The sequence below is a fragment of the Weissella tructae genome (genome assembly GCF_000732905.1).
In the GTDB taxonomy this organism is placed as follows: domain Bacteria; phylum Bacillota; class Bacilli; order Lactobacillales; family Lactobacillaceae; genus Weissella; species Weissella tructae.
On the sequence record NZ_CP007588.1, the window covers coordinates 1,166,586 to 1,181,891 of the forward strand.

General features: G+C 43.4%; 27 protein-coding genes. 1 reads left to right on the forward strand and 26 read right to left on the reverse strand.

Annotated elements, in window-relative coordinates; translation table 11 throughout:
- Window positions 1-61: 61 nt before the first annotated feature.
- The 22 genes from WS08_RS05720 to rpsJ form a co-directional block, all read right to left on the reverse strand.
- Window positions 62-628: an adenylate kinase gene (locus WS08_RS05720; protein WP_009765020.1), complete on the reverse strand. Its 567-nt coding sequence runs from the start codon at window positions 626-628 to the stop codon at window positions 62-64.
- Entirely contained in the window at window positions 625-1,932 is a 1,308-nt protein-coding gene (gene secY, locus WS08_RS05725; RefSeq protein ID WP_038528569.1) for a preprotein translocase subunit SecY, read from the reverse strand. Before secY ends, WS08_RS05720 begins: the two co-directional genes overlap by 4 nt.
- Window positions 1,932-2,366 (reverse strand): 50S ribosomal protein L15, encoded by a 435-nt coding sequence (gene rplO, locus WS08_RS05730; RefSeq protein WP_009765022.1) that lies wholly within the window; start codon window positions 2,364-2,366, stop codon window positions 1,932-1,934. Before rplO ends, secY begins: the two co-directional genes overlap by 1 nt.
- A 34-nt stretch (window positions 2,367-2,400) precedes the next feature.
- The gene (gene rpmD, locus WS08_RS05735; RefSeq protein WP_009765023.1) at window positions 2,401-2,586 is read right to left on the reverse strand and encodes a 50S ribosomal protein L30; all 186 of its coding nucleotides are present in this window, start codon (window positions 2,584-2,586) and stop codon (window positions 2,401-2,403) included.
- Window positions 2,587-2,597: 11 nt separating this feature from the next.
- Window positions 2,598-3,101, reverse strand: a complete 504-nt coding sequence (gene rpsE, locus WS08_RS05740; protein ID WP_009765024.1) for a 30S ribosomal protein S5 — start codon at window positions 3,099-3,101, stop codon at window positions 2,598-2,600.
- 18 nt (window positions 3,102-3,119) lie between these two features.
- The gene (rplR, locus tag WS08_RS05745; RefSeq protein ID WP_009765025.1) at window positions 3,120-3,476 is read right to left on the reverse strand and encodes a 50S ribosomal protein L18; all 357 of its coding nucleotides are present in this window, start codon (window positions 3,474-3,476) and stop codon (window positions 3,120-3,122) included.
- Between the two features lie 90 nt (window positions 3,477-3,566).
- Window positions 3,567-4,103: a 50S ribosomal protein L6 gene (gene rplF, locus WS08_RS05750; RefSeq protein WP_009765026.1), complete on the reverse strand. Its 537-nt coding sequence runs from the start codon at window positions 4,101-4,103 to the stop codon at window positions 3,567-3,569.
- Window positions 4,104-4,133: 30 nt separating this feature from the next.
- Window positions 4,134-4,532 (reverse strand): 30S ribosomal protein S8, encoded by a 399-nt coding sequence (rpsH, locus tag WS08_RS05755; RefSeq protein WP_009765027.1) that lies wholly within the window; start codon window positions 4,530-4,532, stop codon window positions 4,134-4,136.
- Between the two features lie 42 nt (window positions 4,533-4,574).
- The gene (rplE, locus tag WS08_RS05760) at window positions 4,575-5,117 is read right to left on the reverse strand and encodes a 50S ribosomal protein L5 (protein ID WP_009765028.1); all 543 of its coding nucleotides are present in this window, start codon (window positions 5,115-5,117) and stop codon (window positions 4,575-4,577) included.
- A gap of 29 nt (window positions 5,118-5,146) precedes the next feature.
- Window positions 5,147-5,455 (reverse strand): 50S ribosomal protein L24, encoded by a 309-nt coding sequence (rplX, locus tag WS08_RS05765; protein WP_009765029.1) that lies wholly within the window; start codon window positions 5,453-5,455, stop codon window positions 5,147-5,149.
- Between the two features lie 33 nt (window positions 5,456-5,488).
- Window positions 5,489-5,857: a 50S ribosomal protein L14 gene (gene rplN / locus WS08_RS05770; protein ID WP_009765030.1), complete on the reverse strand. Its 369-nt coding sequence runs from the start codon at window positions 5,855-5,857 to the stop codon at window positions 5,489-5,491.
- A gap of 44 nt (window positions 5,858-5,901) precedes the next feature.
- Complete coding sequence (gene rpsQ / locus WS08_RS05775; RefSeq protein WP_009765031.1) at window positions 5,902-6,168, reverse strand: 30S ribosomal protein S17; 267 nt, start codon at window positions 6,166-6,168, stop codon at window positions 5,902-5,904.
- Between the two features lie 19 nt (window positions 6,169-6,187).
- Window positions 6,188-6,394 carry a 50S ribosomal protein L29 gene (gene rpmC, locus WS08_RS05780; RefSeq protein ID WP_009765032.1) on the reverse strand — a complete coding sequence of 69 codons (207 nt, stop codon included), beginning with the start codon at window positions 6,392-6,394 and terminating at the stop codon, window positions 6,188-6,190.
- Complete coding sequence (rplP, locus tag WS08_RS05785) at window positions 6,394-6,813, reverse strand: 50S ribosomal protein L16 (protein WP_009765033.1); 420 nt, start codon at window positions 6,811-6,813, stop codon at window positions 6,394-6,396. Before rplP ends, rpmC begins: the two co-directional genes overlap by 1 nt.
- Window position 6,814: 1 nt before the next feature.
- Window positions 6,815-7,483, reverse strand: a complete 669-nt coding sequence (rpsC, locus tag WS08_RS05790) for a 30S ribosomal protein S3 (RefSeq protein WP_009765034.1) — start codon at window positions 7,481-7,483, stop codon at window positions 6,815-6,817.
- A 13-nt stretch (window positions 7,484-7,496) separates the two neighbouring features.
- Entirely contained in the window at window positions 7,497-7,844 is a 348-nt protein-coding gene (gene rplV / locus WS08_RS05795) for a 50S ribosomal protein L22 (protein WP_009765035.1), read from the reverse strand.
- Window positions 7,845-7,861: 17 nt separating this feature from the next.
- Window positions 7,862-8,143 carry a 30S ribosomal protein S19 gene (rpsS, locus tag WS08_RS05800; RefSeq protein WP_009765036.1) on the reverse strand — a complete coding sequence of 94 codons (282 nt, stop codon included), beginning with the start codon at window positions 8,141-8,143 and terminating at the stop codon, window positions 7,862-7,864.
- Window positions 8,144-8,196: 53 nt separating this feature from the next.
- On the reverse strand, window positions 8,197-9,030 hold the full coding sequence (gene rplB / locus WS08_RS05805; RefSeq protein WP_009765037.1) for a 50S ribosomal protein L2: 834 nt from the start codon (window positions 9,028-9,030) through the stop codon (window positions 8,197-8,199).
- Between the two features lie 27 nt (window positions 9,031-9,057).
- Entirely contained in the window at window positions 9,058-9,345 is a 288-nt protein-coding gene (gene rplW, locus WS08_RS05810) for a 50S ribosomal protein L23 (protein ID WP_009765038.1), read from the reverse strand.
- Window positions 9,345-9,968: a 50S ribosomal protein L4 gene (gene rplD / locus WS08_RS05815; RefSeq protein WP_009765039.1), complete on the reverse strand. Its 624-nt coding sequence runs from the start codon at window positions 9,966-9,968 to the stop codon at window positions 9,345-9,347. The genes rplW and rplD overlap by 1 nt, the downstream gene beginning before the upstream one ends.
- A gap of 24 nt (window positions 9,969-9,992) precedes the next feature.
- Entirely contained in the window at window positions 9,993-10,619 is a 627-nt protein-coding gene (gene rplC / locus WS08_RS05820; protein ID WP_009765040.1) for a 50S ribosomal protein L3, read from the reverse strand.
- A gap of 92 nt (window positions 10,620-10,711) precedes the next feature.
- The gene (gene rpsJ / locus WS08_RS05825; protein ID WP_009765041.1) at window positions 10,712-11,020 is read right to left on the reverse strand and encodes a 30S ribosomal protein S10; all 309 of its coding nucleotides are present in this window, start codon (window positions 11,018-11,020) and stop codon (window positions 10,712-10,714) included.
- A gap of 483 nt (window positions 11,021-11,503) precedes the next feature.
- Between rpsJ and WS08_RS05830 the strand changes: the two genes are divergently transcribed.
- Window positions 11,504-12,445 (forward strand): polyprenyl synthetase family protein, encoded by a 942-nt coding sequence (locus tag WS08_RS05830; RefSeq protein ID WP_009765042.1) that lies wholly within the window; start codon window positions 11,504-11,506, stop codon window positions 12,443-12,445.
- Window positions 12,446-12,512: 67 nt separating this feature from the next.
- On the opposite strand, the gene tsaD is transcribed toward WS08_RS05830, so the two are convergent.
- From tsaD to tsaB, 4 genes are read right to left on the reverse strand one after another with little or no spacing between them, the layout of a single operon-like run.
- Window positions 12,513-13,547, reverse strand: coding sequence for a tRNA (adenosine(37)-N6)-threonylcarbamoyltransferase complex transferase subunit TsaD (gene tsaD, locus WS08_RS05835; protein ID WP_009765043.1), 1,035 nt, complete (start codon window positions 13,545-13,547; stop codon window positions 12,513-12,515).
- The gene (gene rimI / locus WS08_RS05840; protein ID WP_038528584.1) at window positions 13,537-13,989 is read right to left on the reverse strand and encodes a ribosomal protein S18-alanine N-acetyltransferase; all 453 of its coding nucleotides are present in this window, start codon (window positions 13,987-13,989) and stop codon (window positions 13,537-13,539) included. The genes tsaD and rimI overlap by 11 nt, the downstream gene beginning before the upstream one ends.
- On the reverse strand, window positions 13,986-14,561 hold the full coding sequence (locus WS08_RS05845) for a GNAT family N-acetyltransferase (RefSeq protein ID WP_009765045.1): 576 nt from the start codon (window positions 14,559-14,561) through the stop codon (window positions 13,986-13,988). The genes rimI and WS08_RS05845 overlap by 4 nt, the downstream gene beginning before the upstream one ends.
- Window positions 14,545-15,270 (reverse strand): tRNA (adenosine(37)-N6)-threonylcarbamoyltransferase complex dimerization subunit type 1 TsaB, encoded by a 726-nt coding sequence (gene tsaB / locus WS08_RS05850; RefSeq protein ID WP_009765046.1) that lies wholly within the window; start codon window positions 15,268-15,270, stop codon window positions 14,545-14,547. The genes WS08_RS05845 and tsaB overlap by 17 nt, the downstream gene beginning before the upstream one ends.
- Window positions 15,271-15,306 lie beyond the last annotated feature (36 nt).

Below are 15,306 nucleotides of genomic sequence, written 5' to 3' on the forward strand. Positions count from 1 at the left end.
ACGTAACAAGTCATTATACCAGACAATAATTATTTAGACAACAATTATTGTAAGGGACTCATTACGCATCCAAATTATCAAGTACCTTTTCTACATCGGCAAACACTAGGCTAAGTTCACGTGTTCCGTCGATTTCATGCAAAACATTCTTGTCTGCATAGTAATCAGCGATAGGTTGTGTCAACTTTCCGTTAACATCCAAACGATTCTGAATTACTTCAGGTGTATCGTCTGCACGTCCACGGGCCATCATACGATCAACCAACACGTCGTTATCAGCTGTGAAATAAAGAACTCCATCAATTGAGCGGTCGTTCTTTGCCAACATAGTTTGCAGTGCCTCAGCTTGGTCAATGTTACGTGGGTACCCATCTAGAATAAATCCAGCTTGAGTATCAGGTTGAGCTAAACGCTCTTCCACAATACCATTCGTAACTGAATCGGGAACTAGGTTACCTGAGTCCATGTAAGACTTAGCTTCTAATCCCAATTCTGTTTCGTTTGCCATTGCTTCACGGAACATATCACCTGTACTGATGTGCGGCAAGTTGTATGCTTCCACAATCTTTGCAGCCTGAGTACCTTTTCCTACGCCTGGTAATCCCAGGAGAATGATATTCTTGCTCATTTTGCTTCGACTCCTTCTTGAATAAATCCAACATACTGTCGCTTCATCATCAATCCTTCAAGCTGGCGAATCAAGTCAATTGCGACACCAATAACGATCAAAATTGACGTTCCTGACATTGCAAGGTTACTGTCCAACCCGAAGAAATAAGCGGCTAGGATTGGGGCCAAAGCGACAAATCCTAGGAATAGTGATCCGACTGATGAAAGACGCAAAAGAAGGCTTGAAAGCCATTCTTCTGTTGCCTTACCCGGACGGACACCTACAATGTAACTACCTTGCTTTTGTAGATTCTCTGCAATCTTTTCAGGATTAATCTGAACGAATGCATAGAAGAACGTAAACATGATAATCAATGAGGTATACAATAACCCACCTTGCAAAGTTTGCATGTCTAGGAATTGCATCACTGTTGAATACCAACTAGCGTCACCAACACGTGGTGCAAACAATTGTAGAATTGTTTGCGGCGTCACAATAAGTGAAGACGCGAAGATAACGGGGATCACACCAGCAACGTTAACTTTCAAAGGTAAGTAAGACGTGCTTCCTGAACCCTTTGATTGTCGTGTATATTGCATTGGAATCTTGCGGATAGCTTGGTTAAACCAAGTAACAAAGCTAATCACAACAATAAAGACAATTGCCAATCCCAACATGAAGGCCCAACCACGCGCTTGGTCAGGGCTTGCAATAACATGTTCCTTAAATAGTCGGTAAACATCTGCAGGGAATCGAGAAATGATTCCTGCAAAAATTAGCATTGAGACCCCTTGACCAAGACCACGATCAGTAATCATATCACCCAACCAAACAGCAAACATAGTTCCTGCAGTTAGAATGAATCCGATTAAGATGTAAGTCTTGGCATCTGGTGTTGTCACCAGATTAACCTGACTCAATTGATTAAATCCTGCCGTGATACCAATAGATTGGACAAACGCCAGAATAATAGTCAAATAGCGGGTCACTTGGTTCAACTTACGTCGACCAACTTCACCTTGTTTTGACCATTCAACAAATCGTGGCACAATATCCATTTGTAGGAGCTGTACCACGATCTGTGCTGTAACGTATGGTGAAACACCCATTGCGAACAATGAGTAATTTGTTAATCCACCACCGCTAAACATATTCAAAATGCTGCCGAGCCCAGAATTTGCAACGTCGCTGAGTGCCATAGTGTTAATACCAGGAATGGTAATATGAGCACCTAGTCGGTAAACAATCAGTATCAATAAGGTAAAGAGCAACTTATTACGGATGTCTTTTTCCTTAAGTGAGTTGAGCACGGTTTTTAGCATTAGATCACCTCTGTCTTACCACCAGCAGCTTCGATAGCCGTAACTGCAGTAGCTGAGAACTTGTGTGCCTTAACAGTCAATGACTTAGTCAATTCACCGTTAGCCAAGATCTTAATGCCGCTCAATTCGTTCTTAACGATTCCAGCTTCTACCAACAATGCTGGTGTAACTTCTGAACCGTTATCGAATTGATTCAACACGTCAAGGTTTACTACAGCGTATTCCTTGCGGTTGATGTTAGTAAATCCACGCTTTGGGATACGACGGAACAAAGGCATTTGTCCCCCTTCAAATCCCATACGTACCTTACCACGAGCCTTTTGACCTTTTTGACCACGTCCAGCAGTCTTACCATTACCTGATGATTCACCACGTCCGACACGGTTGCGGACCTTACGTGAACCTTCAGCTACTTGGAGTTCATTAAGCTTCATTAGGTTGTACCTCCTTCAGAGCAATCTGTTCAGCTTATTTAACTACTTCAACAGTAATCAAATGAGCAATCTTAAATAGTGCACCACGCGTTGCAGCGTTATCAGGCAATACGGCTGATGAGTTCACTTTGTTCAAACCAAGTGACTTAACAATCGCACGTTGATTTGGCTTACGGTGAGCAGCACTCTTAACAAGTGTAACCTTTACTTGATCGGTCATTTTCTGCCTCCTTAATCTGCCAAGTGCTCAAGTGAGACTTGACGCAACTCAGCAACTTCTTCAGCACTCTTCAATGATTCGATTGCTTCAAAAGTTGCGCGTACAACGTTAATTGGTGTTGCTGAACCTAGTGACTTTGCAGTCACGTCGGCAACTCCAGCCAATTCCAATACGGCACGAGCAGCACCACCGGCTGCCACTCCAGAACCTTCAGCGGCTGGCTTCAATAGAATTCGGCCACCGTCGAAGACACCCAAAGTAGAGTGAGGAAGGGTCGTACCAACAGTTGGAACAGAGATAATGTTACGCTTTGCGTCTTCAATCGCCTTACGGATTGCTTCAGGCACTTCTTGCGCCTTACCAGTTCCGAAACCAACGTGTCCATTGCGGTCACCGACAACTACCAAAGCTGCGAAACGTAGACGACGTCCACCCTTAACAACTTTTGTAACACGGTTAATACCAACAACGTTTTCTTCTAGTTCGCCTAGCGTTTTTGGATCGATATAAGCCATTTTAATTTCCTCCTTCCCTTAGAACTTCAAACCAGCTTCACGAGCAGCTTCAGCCAAGGCTTGTACACGTCCGTGGTATAGGTAACCACCACGGTCAAATACTACAACTTCGATGTTTGCGGCCTTAGCGCGCTCTGCGATCAAAGCTCCAACCTTAGAAGCTTGCTCAGTCTTTGGAGCAGTCTCAACTGACTTGTCCAAAGTTGAGGCACTAGCAAGCGTCACACCCGCTACGTCATCAATTAATTGAGCGTAGATGTTCTTGTTAGAACGGTAAACGTTCAAGCGTGGGCGCTCTGCAGTACCAGAAATCTTACCACGAACTCGAGTGTGTCGGTGTTGACGCACTTTATTCTTGTCTGACTTCGTAATCATTGTTCGTAACCTCGTTTTCAAATAAATTGAAAGATATACGGATAAGTAAATCGGGAACGTTGCTTGTCCCGCCTAAACCAAAGGTTTAGATTACTTACCAGTCTTACCTTCCTTACGTGCAACGTGTTCGTTTTCGTAACGAATACCCTTACCCTTATAAGGTTCAGGTGGACGTACGGCGCGGATTTCAGCAGCCAAGTCTCCGACTAGTTGCTTGTTAATTCCTTCAACGACAACAGTCAATGTGTCAGGAACTTCCACTGTCAAGCCTTCACGGGCCTCAAAGTTAACTGGGTGTGAGTAACCAACACTCAATACAAGGTCTGAACCTTGCATTGCGGCACGGTAACCAACACCGACAAGCTTCAAAGTCTTCTTGAAACCTGTTGAGACACCCTCAACCATGTTTGCAACATTGGCGCGAGTTGTTCCGTGAAGTGCCTTAATACGACCTTCGTCTGATGGACGTGTGAAAGTAACTTCTGTACCTTCAACGTTAAATCCAATTTCAGGCGCGATTTCGCGTGAAAGAGTTCCCTTAGGACCCTTAACAGTAACTACGTTACCTTCACGTGAGATCTCAACGCCAGCTGGCAAAGTCAAAACTTTGTTACCAATACGACTCATGTGTAGACACCTCCTATATTAGTTTTTATATTACCAAACGTAAGCTAATACTTCGCCACCAATACCCTTGGCGCGAGCTTCTTTGTCGGTGATAACACCTTCTGAAGTTGAAATGATAGCAGTTCCCAATCCGTTCAATACCTTAGGCACAGCATCTGACTTTACGTATGAACGCAATCCTGGCTTTGAAATACGCTTCAAACCAGTGATAACACGTTCCTTGTCAGAACCGTACTTAAGGAAAACACGGATGACACCTTGCTTGTCATCTTCAATGTATTCAACGTCACGAACATAGCCTTCGTTCTTCAAAATTTCAGCGATGTCCATCTTGATCTTTGATGCAGGTACTAGAACTGAATCGTGACGAACCATGTTGGCGTTACGAATACGAGTCAAAAAGTCTGCAATTGGGTCAGTCATTGACATTGGTTTTCCTCCTATAATTAATTGCTTTTAATCAGTAAAAGATTACTTAGCGAAAGGCATACCCAATTGAGTAAGCAATTCACGACCTTCTTCGTCAGTGTTGGCAGTCGTCACAATGACGATGTCCAAACCACGAACACGGTTAACGTTATCGTAATCGATTTCTGGGAAAATTAGTTGTTCACGGATTCCTAACGTGTAGTTTCCACGACCATCAAAGGCCTTTGGTGAAACTCCACGGAAGTCACGAACACGTGGCAATGAAATGTTAACCAACTTGTCTAAGAAGTCGTACATACGTTCACCACGCAAAGTAACCTTAGTACCGATTGCCATACCTTCACGCAAACGGAAGCCAGCGATTGACTTCTTAGCGCGAGTGATAACTGGCTTTTGACCAGCAATCAATTCAAGTTCAGCAACAGCTTCATCCAAGTTCTTTGAGTTAGAAACAGCGTCACCAACACCCATGTTCAAAACGATCTTTTCGATCTTAGGTGCTTGCATGATTGATGAGTAGTTAAACTTTTCAATCAACGCAGGTGTCACTTCGCTAACGTATTGTTCCTTTAAGCGATTTGCCATGATAATGATTTCCTCCTTTCACCTAAAAATTATGCCAAAGTCTTTCCAGACTTCTTTGCGTAACGTACCTTCTTACCATCTTCAACCTTGTAACCAATCTTTGTTGGTTCGTTAGTAGAAGGGTCAAGCAATTGTACGTTTGAAACGTGGATAGGAGCTTCTAGCTCAATAATTCCACCTTGTGGGTATTGGTTATTTGGCTTTTGGTGCTTCTTAATCTTGTTCACACCTTCCACTACAACACGGTCTTGAGTCTTCAACGTCTTTGTTACAACGCCTTCCTTACCCTTGTCCTTGCCGGCGATAACCATTACCTTGTCACCAGTCTTCACAAACATGCGAGGCTTCCTCCTTGATTTAATGATGGTAGATTACAATACTTCAGGTGCCAATGACACAATACGCATGTAATCACTGTCACGCAATTCACGCGCAACAGGTCCGAAAATACGAGTACCAACAGGGCTCTTGTCATCTTTAACGATAACTGCAGCGTTTTCGTCAAACTTGATGTATGAACCGTCAGTACGGTGAACTCCTGAAACAGTACGAACGATAACGGCCTTAACGACGTCACCCTTCTTTACAGTACCACCAGGGATAGCTTGCTTAACAGTTGCGACGATCATGTCACCGATTCCGGCGAACTTACGTCCTGATCCACCCAAAACCTTAATAGTTAAGATTTCACGTGCACCTGAATTGTCAGCAACCTTTAAACGACTCTCTTGTTGAATCACGATTTTGTCCTCCTTCCGTTATTGGTAAGATTCGAGATTAACGATTAGATAATAACAGCCTTCTCGACGATTTCTACCAAACGGAAGCGCTTTGTAGCTGATGTTGGACGCGTCTCCATGATGCGTACAATATCACCTTGCTTAGCTTCGTTGTTCTCGTCGTGAGCCTTAAACTTCTTCGTGTACTTAACACGCTTACCATATACAGGGTGGTTCTTGTAAGTTTCGATGGCAACAGTGATTGTCTTTTCCATCTTATCTGACACTACGCGCCCTTGGTAAACTTTACGTGCGTTACGATTTTCAGTCATATCGGTCTCCTCTCCTAGTCTACTTGTTTAGTTCGTCTTGACGAATAGCAGTCTTAATACGTGCGATTTGCTTACGTACTTCAGCCAATCGTGCAGTGTTTTCAAGTTGACCAGTTGCTAGTTGGAAGCGTAGGTTAAACAATTCTTCCTTGTAGCTCTTTTCCTTGGCAACCAATTCAGCAGTACTTAGACCCTTGATTTCGTTTTTTAGATCCTTGATCTTCATTATTCACCCTCCATTTGGCGAGTCACGATTTTAGTTCGGACTGGCAACTTGTTAGATGCAAGACGCAAGGCTTCGCGGGCGACTTCTTCTGAAACTCCACCAACTTCGAACATAACAGTTCCACGCTTGACAGGTGCAACCCATCCTTCTGGAGAACCCTTACCGTTACCCATACGTACACCAACACCCTTAGAAGTGTATGACAAGTGTGGGTAAATCTTAATCCAAACTTGACCACCACGCTTCATGTGACGTGTCATGGCAATACGAGCAGCTTCGATTTGACGATTAGTAATCCAGTGTGAACTCGTGGCTTGTAGTCCGAATTCACCGAAAGATACCTCGCGTCCACCCTTCGCTTCGCCGCGCATGCGACCACGATGTGGACGACGGTACTTTACACGCTTTGGTACTAGCATGTTACTCGCCTCCTTGCTTCTTAACTGACTTCTTTTCTGGCAAAACATCACCACGGTAAATCCAAGTTTTAACACCTAGTTGACCGAAAGTAGTTGTTGCTTCGTCCCATGAATAGTCGATGTCTGCACGCAATGTGTGCAAAGGCACCGTTCCTTCAGTATATTGTTCAATACGAGCAATATCTGCACCATTCAAACGACCAGAAACTTGAACCTTGATACCCTTGGCACCTGAACGCATTGCACGTTGCATTGCACCACGCATAGCGCGACGGAAAGCAACACGGCGTTCAAGATCACCAGCGATTTGTGAACCAACTAGCTTGGCTTCCAAATCAGGCTTCTTAATCTCAATGATGTTGATGTGAACACGTTCACCCTTGGCAACCATCTTTGAAAGTTGGTTACGCAATGCATCAACTTCTGATCCACCCTTACCAATAACCATACCTGGCTTTGCAGTGTGGATTGAGATGTTTACACGGTTAGCAGTACGTTCAATTTCAATACGTGAAACTGATGCATCTGCCAACTTAGTCTCGATATACTTACGCAACTTTGTATCTTCTAAAAGATTAGCTGCGAAGTCCTTCTTGTCTGCGTACCACTTGGCATCCCAGTCGCGGATGACACCGACACGAAAACCGGTTGGGTTAATCTTTTGACCCATGACTCAATCCTCCTTACTTTTCTGTTACCACAATAGTAATGTGGCTTGTACGCTTGTTGATTGCTGAAGCTGATCCCTTCGCACGAGGACGGAAACGCTTTAGCGTTGGTCCTTCGTTAGCAAAAGCTTCTGCAATTACTAGATCTTCACGATCTAGTGAGAAGTTGTTCTCAGCGTTAGCAACAGCTGAGTTCAACACCTTATATACATCTACTGAAGAGTGGTTTGGCAAGAATTCTAAAATTGCAAATGCCTCTGCCACTGACTTCCCACGAACTTGGTCAAGCACAAGGCGGACCTTACGTGGTGCGACACGAACAGTGTTTGCTGTGGCGCGTGCTGACGTGATTTGTTCAGCCATTGTATTGTCCTCCTCTATTACTTACGCTTTGTCTTCTTATCGTCTGCTGCGTGTCCACGGAATGTACGCGTAGGAACGAATTCACCCAACTTGTGTCCAACCATATCTTCTTGGACCAAAACTGGAACGTGCTTACGTCCATCATAAACAGCAAAAGTCAATCCGATAAAGCTAGGAAAAATTGTTGAACGACGTGACCATGTCTTGATAACGGCTTGCTTTTCTGAAGCGTTAGCGGCTTCAACCTTCTTCAACAAGCTAGCGTCAGCAAAAGGTCCCTTTTTCAAGCTACGACTCATGATTGAGTCCTCCTCTCGATTGCTATACTATACTAAGTCGATTTCGACTTAGATTACTTACCCTTACGACCACGAACGATAAACTTGCTTGAGCGAGCATTAACGTTACGAGTCTTCTTACCGGCAGTCTTCTTACCCCATGGTGACAATGGTGAAGGACGTCCGATAGGAGCCTTACCTTCTCCACCACCGTGTGGGTGATCGTTAGGGTTCATTACTGATCCACGAACTGTTGGACGCTTACCACGCCAACGGTTACGACCAGCCTTACCCCAGTTGATCAATGAGTGTTGTTCGTTTCCGACAACACCAATAGTTGCACGGCAAGTTGCCAAGATCATACGTACTTCACCAGATTGTAGGCGAACAAGTACGTACTTTCCTTCCTTACCCAAAACTTGGGCTGACGCTCCAGCTGAACGTACCAATTGTCCACCCTTACCAGGCTTCAATTCGATGTTGTGGATTTGCGTTCCGTCAGGAATGTTTGACAAAGGCATTGCGTTTCCGACCTTGATGTCGGCTTCAGGACCTGATTCGATAACAGTGTTAACTTCTAGTCCCTTAGGCGCCAAGATGTAAGCCTTAACTCCGTCAGTGTAGTGAAGAAGCGCAATGTTAGCAGTACGGTTTGGATCGTATTCGATCGCGATAACCTTAGCTGTAACATCATCCTTGTTACGCTTAAAGTCGATAACACGGTATTGGCGCTTGTGTCCACCACCACGGTGACGAACAGTCATGTGACCGTAGGCGTTACGTCCACCAGTACTTGACTTTGAATCTAGCAAAGTCTTTTCTGGGGTTGTCTTTGTGATTTCAGAAAAATCTGAACCAGTCATATTACGACGACCGTTTGTGGTTGGTTTGAATTTCTTGATAGCCACGCTAATTTCCTCCTAATTTATTTTTTATTATTGTTCGTTGAATAGTTGGATATCCTTTGAAGCAGCTGACAACTTAACAATTGCCTTCTTACGCTTCTTAGTGTATCCTGCGTAGCGTCCTTGACGCTTTAGCTTACCACGTACGTTTGCAGTATTGATCTTTTCGATTTTAACTTCGAAAATTTCTTCAATAGCGCGCTTGATTTGTGGCTTAGTAGCGCGAACATCAACTTCAAACGTGTAAGTCTTGCTGTCCAAGACTGACATTGTTTGTTCAGTGATGATCGGGCGCAAAATGATATCGCGTGCGTCCATTATGCCAAGACCTCCTCAACCTGTGCCAAAGCTGATTGTACAACAACCAACTTATCGTTGTTGATTACGTCAAGAACGTTAACACCCTTAGCAGTCATTACAGTCACGTTGTTCAAGTTACGTGCTGCCAAAGCTGCGTTTGTGTTGTTATCGTCCAAGACAACCAACGTCTTTTCGTTTACGTTCAAGTTGTCCAAAACCTTGATGAATTCCTTAGTCTTAGGTGCGTCGAATGTCAATGCATCAACAACAACCAAAGCTGAATCCAAAACCTTTTGTGACAATACTGACTTCAAAGCCAAACGGTAAGCCTTCTTAGGCATCTTGTAGGCATATGAACGTGGAGTAGGTCCAAAGACAATTCCACCACCACGCCATTGTGGAGAACGGATTGATCCTTGACGAGCACGTCCAGTACCCTTTTGACGCCATGGCTTACGCCCACCACCACGAACAGCTGAGCGGTTCTTAACGGCGTGTGTACCTTGACGCATTGATGCACGTTGCATCAAAACTGCGTCTGTAATGACATCGTTGTTTGGTTCGATTGCGAAAATTGCGTCATTCAACTCAATTTCACCAGCATTTGAACCATCTTGCTTAAACATAGCAATCTTAGTCATGTTTAATTCCTCCTTTCGACCTTATTACTTAGCTTTTACTGAATTCTTAACAGTAACTAGTGACTTGTTGGCTCCAGGAACGTTTCCCTTAACCAAGATCACGTTGTTTTCAACATCAACGCGAACAACTTGCAAGTTTTGAACAGTACGCTTGTGGTTTCCCATACGTCCTGGCAACTTCTTACCCTTGAACACGCGGTTGATAACAGCACCCATTGAACCAGGTCGACGGTGGTAACGTGATCCGTGAGACATAGGCCCACGTGATTGTCCGTCCTTCTTGATGTTTCCTTGGAAACCATGACCCTTTGTGATTCCAGTAACGTCAACAGCTTCACCAGCGGCGAAGATATCAACCTTAACTTCATCCCCAACGTTAAATTCACCTTCAGCGTTACGAATCTCACGAATGTAGCGCTTAGGGGTCGTGTTTGCCTTAGCGGCGTGACCTTGCTCAGGCTTGTTGCTCAAAACAGCACGCTTATCGTCGAAACCTAGTTGAATTGCTTCGTAACCATCGTTTTCCATAGACTTAACTTGGAAAACAACGTTTGGCGTAGCTTCAATTACAGTAACTGGAATAAGTTCACCGTTCTCAGTAAATACCTGAGTCATGCCGACTTTGCGGCCTAAGATACCCTTAGTTGTCATGACTAATCTCCTTTAAATTATAGATATAACATCTTTATCTTTTGGTCAGTTAAATGCGTAACCAGGCAAGTTGTTAATATTTAAAGTTCAAATTACAACTTGATTTCGATATTAACACCACTTGGTAGTTCAAGCTTTGACAAAGCATCAACTGTCTTAGCAGTAGGGTTCAAAATGTCGATCAAACGCTTGTGTGTGCGCATTTCGAATTGTTCACGTGAATCCTTGTGCTTGTGTGGTGAACGCAAAATCGTGTACAAAGTACGTTCCGTTGGCAACGGAATAGGTCCTGAGATTTCAGCACCTGTACGCTTTGCCGTTTCAACAATCTTTTCTGCTGATGCGTCCAAGATTTCGTGCTCGTAAGCCTTCAAACGGATACGAATCTTCTTACTTGCCATGATAATTCTCCCTTCGTCCATATTGGAATATGCAACTAACTCCGTGAAAGTTACCGACGCACCGTTCGAGGCACCATGCTGGGACCCCGTGGCAATGCTGCCGGGTGTGTCGCAACCTCTCACATCAAAGCTTTTCATTATTACGCTCTTTAACGAGGCTTTTCGCCCCCTGAAATAACGTACTTGACTATAATACTAGATAAAACTATCAATAACAAGGGTTTTTGCATTATTTTTTCATTTATTTTTTTGGCGCCGCTTTCATAGATTTCCCCGAAAAGAACAGCAATATTACCTACCCCTTTTATATAGTAGAAAGTTGTTAAAAAATGGTTCATTTCGTAAATTTAACCTGACTTTTAGTACGGAATAGTTTACACTAAGTATCATAAAATACCTTGTTTAAAAGTAAACAAAGAAGGGAATCGCGCCATGGCGACGACAAGTCATAAACTACATTCAATATGGGACGACCTTCCCACAATGCAAAAGGACTTAACTTCCGTTAGTCAAGTAATCGAAGAAAACCTAGAGGTTAGTAACGCAGATGTACAAGCTGCACTGATTAACATGATGACAGGGAGCGGTAAATTCTTGCGCCCTGCCTTAACCTTGTTAGCAGGTCAATTCGCACCACATAACCATAAAAACTTAATCGCCTTAGCGGCTAGTGTTGAAATCCTACACTCTGCATCATTAATTCATGATGACATTATCGATGATTCTCCACTACGTCGACACCAAGCATCTATGCAAGCACAATTTGGTAAAGACATTGCCGTTTATGCCGGAGATGTTCTATTCGCTAAAACTTTCAACTTATTAGCTTGGCATATTCAAGATATCAGCACGAGCCGTATGGCAACTGGTTATCTAACTGATCTACTAGAAGGTGAATTAGAACAACGCTCTAACTACTATCGATTAGATATGTCTTTAGATGACTACCTATCACAAATCGCTGGTAAGACTGCTAGCTTGTTTGAACTAGCAATTCGCCTTGGTACATCTACTTGGGAAGAAACGCCTGCCAATGTTGAACAACATCTAACAACATTTGCGTACAATTTAGGCATGGCCTTCCAAATCGCGGATGATATCTTAGATTACGAAAACGACAGTAATACACTTGGTAAGCCAACATTAAATGACTTGCGTGAAGGAATCTATTCTGCCCCCCTACTATTGGCCTTGCAAAAGAATCCTGAACTAGCTAACATCTTAAACAAGCGTTTTGATATGACAGATGATGAAGCACAAAGCATCGCTGATTACGTTCTATCATCAGGCGCTTTAGATGAAGCGAAAGAGTTAGCACTTGATTACGCTAATCGAGCAGATGATATGATCGACTTATTACCTGATTGCGAAAGCAAAGATATCTTGATGGACTTACAAACAAAATTAATTGCGCGTCAGGACTAATAGTCACGACGAACAAAATAAAAAGCCTACTCAGTACTGAGTAGGCTTTTTTGTATCATCATAATTGTTAAAATTCTTCTTCATCTAAGTAAGGGAATTCTAATCCAGGATTTGCATTCAAGCGCCAATCACCACGTACATCATGACGATAGGCAATATCTCCAGCTGCACCAATCATTGCTGCATTATCTCCAGCTAATGATAAAGGCACGGGAATATACGTTGTTTCCGGGAATTCTACCATCATATCTGATAATTCAGCACGCAAACCTTTGTTAGCGGCTACTCCACCAGCAACAATAAAACTCTTCACCGGATATTCTTGCAAGGCACGACGTGTCTTAGTCACTAGCACTTCAACTACGGCTGCTTGGAAACTCGTTGCAAGATTAACTTCATCCACTTCTTCGCCACGTTGTTCTGCATTATGCAGTAAGTTGATAACTGCACTCTTCAGACCTGAAAATGAGAAGTCAAAATTATCTTCCTTCACCATAGCACGGGGTAGATTGTACGTATCTTGCCCTTGATGCGCCATTTCATCCAAGATTTTTCCTGATGGGTATGGTAAGCCCATTACACGACCAACCTTATCGTACGCTTCACCAGCGGCATCGTCACGTGTATCACCAATTACGACGTAATCAAATTCTTCACGCATTAAGACCAATTCTGTATGTCCACCTGAAACCATCAAAGCTAAGGCTGGATACACAATCGGCTCAACGAAGTTAGCTGCACTGATGTGCCCAGCTAAATGAATCACTGGCACCAATGGTAACCTATGTGCCCAAGCAATTGTTTTTGCTGCGGTAACACCAATTAACAACGCCCCAACCAAACCAGGTCCCTGCGTCACTGCAATCGCTGTTAAATCATCATATGTTAATCCAGCGTCACTTAAGGCCGCATCTGCCAAGATAGTCACTTGTTCAATATGGTGACGACTTGCCACTTCCGGAACAATACCACCAAAACGTTGATGACTCTTAATTTGTGTCGCTGTTGCTAAACTCACAATTTCGACACCATTTTTAATGATCGCAACACTTGTTTCATCCGCACTTGATTCAAATGCCATGATTAATCGTTCAGTTGTCATGTAATTCCTTTCCTGTCGTCCGATATTCCATCATCACCGCATCTTCTACTGGGTGATTGTAATATCCTTTACGGACATAATAGCTTGTAAAGCCAATTTTTTCATATAATTTTTGTGCTGCTACATTACTAGAACGCACTTCTAACAAAGCACGTGTGTCCAGCGGGAATCGCGTTAACCACGTCATCAACAGTTGACTACCATATCCTTGCCCTTGTCGCTCTTTAACAATGGCTACGTGACTGATCGACAACTCATCCCCAATCAAAGTACCACTCGCAAACCCCATTGGTTCATCATCAATCAACATGATGAGATAATCGGTCCACTTATTCGCTAAATCCGTTTCAAAGGCTGGTACTGTCCAAGGACTAGGGTCAAAAGATGCATCTGCGATTTGATAAACTTCTTCAACACTAATTGGTCGTCGGTAAGTAATCATACATAATCACCTTGGTATTGGTTGGATACATACACCATTTGATGTGCATCATCGTTTTCACCATAGTAATCCGGTAATTCATTTACCTTTTCAAATCCCAATCGACGGTAAAAGCGTTGTGCATCTTCATCGGCTGCACGCACTTCCAAGTAAATTTGTTCAAAACCTTCTTGTTGGGCCCACATCATCATGTAAGTCATCAAGAAAGTTCCAACCGCACGACCTTGCCAATGCGGCGCAATCGTTATACTTGTGACGTGTACTTGATTATCCTGAGTAGACAACGCAATACCTAAATATCCAACTAATGAATTCGTTTCAGGTTGTCGTAAAATCATGTATTGACGATCAAGGTTATTTTGCAAATCATCACGGAAAACGTCCGCAGTCCAAGCTAACGGTTCTCCATAAACAATTTGTTCTAATGCCGCTAAATCATCTACGTCTTCAAAATCGGCTGACATCATCAAAAAAGAAAAGCCATTCACTTCAATTTCTTGTGTTGTATCGATTTCTTCATACACAACACTTTGACGGCGGGCATCTAACCAGCGCTTAAACGCGTTCCACATAACCCACCTCTTCTTCTGGATGAGCACGCGCCCAATCCGCTTCTGCCTGTGATAGACGATGATAATTTGGCACGAATTGATGAATGTCATCCATTTCAGTGATTACAGTCGCTTGTTGGGCCAGCACCAAACTATTCGCCGCATGTGGCAAAGTATCTTCCGCCACTTTAGCATCAGGATAAGCCACTAAGATACGGTCATTAAAGCGCTCTAAGTCACCTACAAACATTAATTGACGACCATTAAACGCCGCAAGCTTTTCTAATAACGCCGTAATATTCGTGTGTTGGTCTGCTAGATGGGCAACCAATTGTCCATCTACCCATTCATACGCAGCTGCATATAGATTATCATTGCGTGCATCCATCACTGGCACAATAATCGTGTCTTCGTTTTTCACATTCGCAGCCAACAAGCCCAAACTAGAAATACCGACTAACTCTAATCCTAATGTATAGGCCAATGTTTTCGCAGTCGTTACCCCAATACGCAATCCAGTATATGATCCTGGCCCTGCGCTAACGACAACACGTTCAAGGTCACCAGCTACCCAACCAGCGTCACTTACCAATTGGTCAATGGCTGGTAGTAATTGTTCTGATTGATTCCGACTAATATTTGTTTCGATTTGCGCGATTACGTGATCCGCATCAAACAACGCAACACTCAAAGGTTGGTTACTTGTATCAAATGCAATTGTTTTGGTCATTGGTCGGCACTCCTTATGAATTTCTTATCTTTCTAT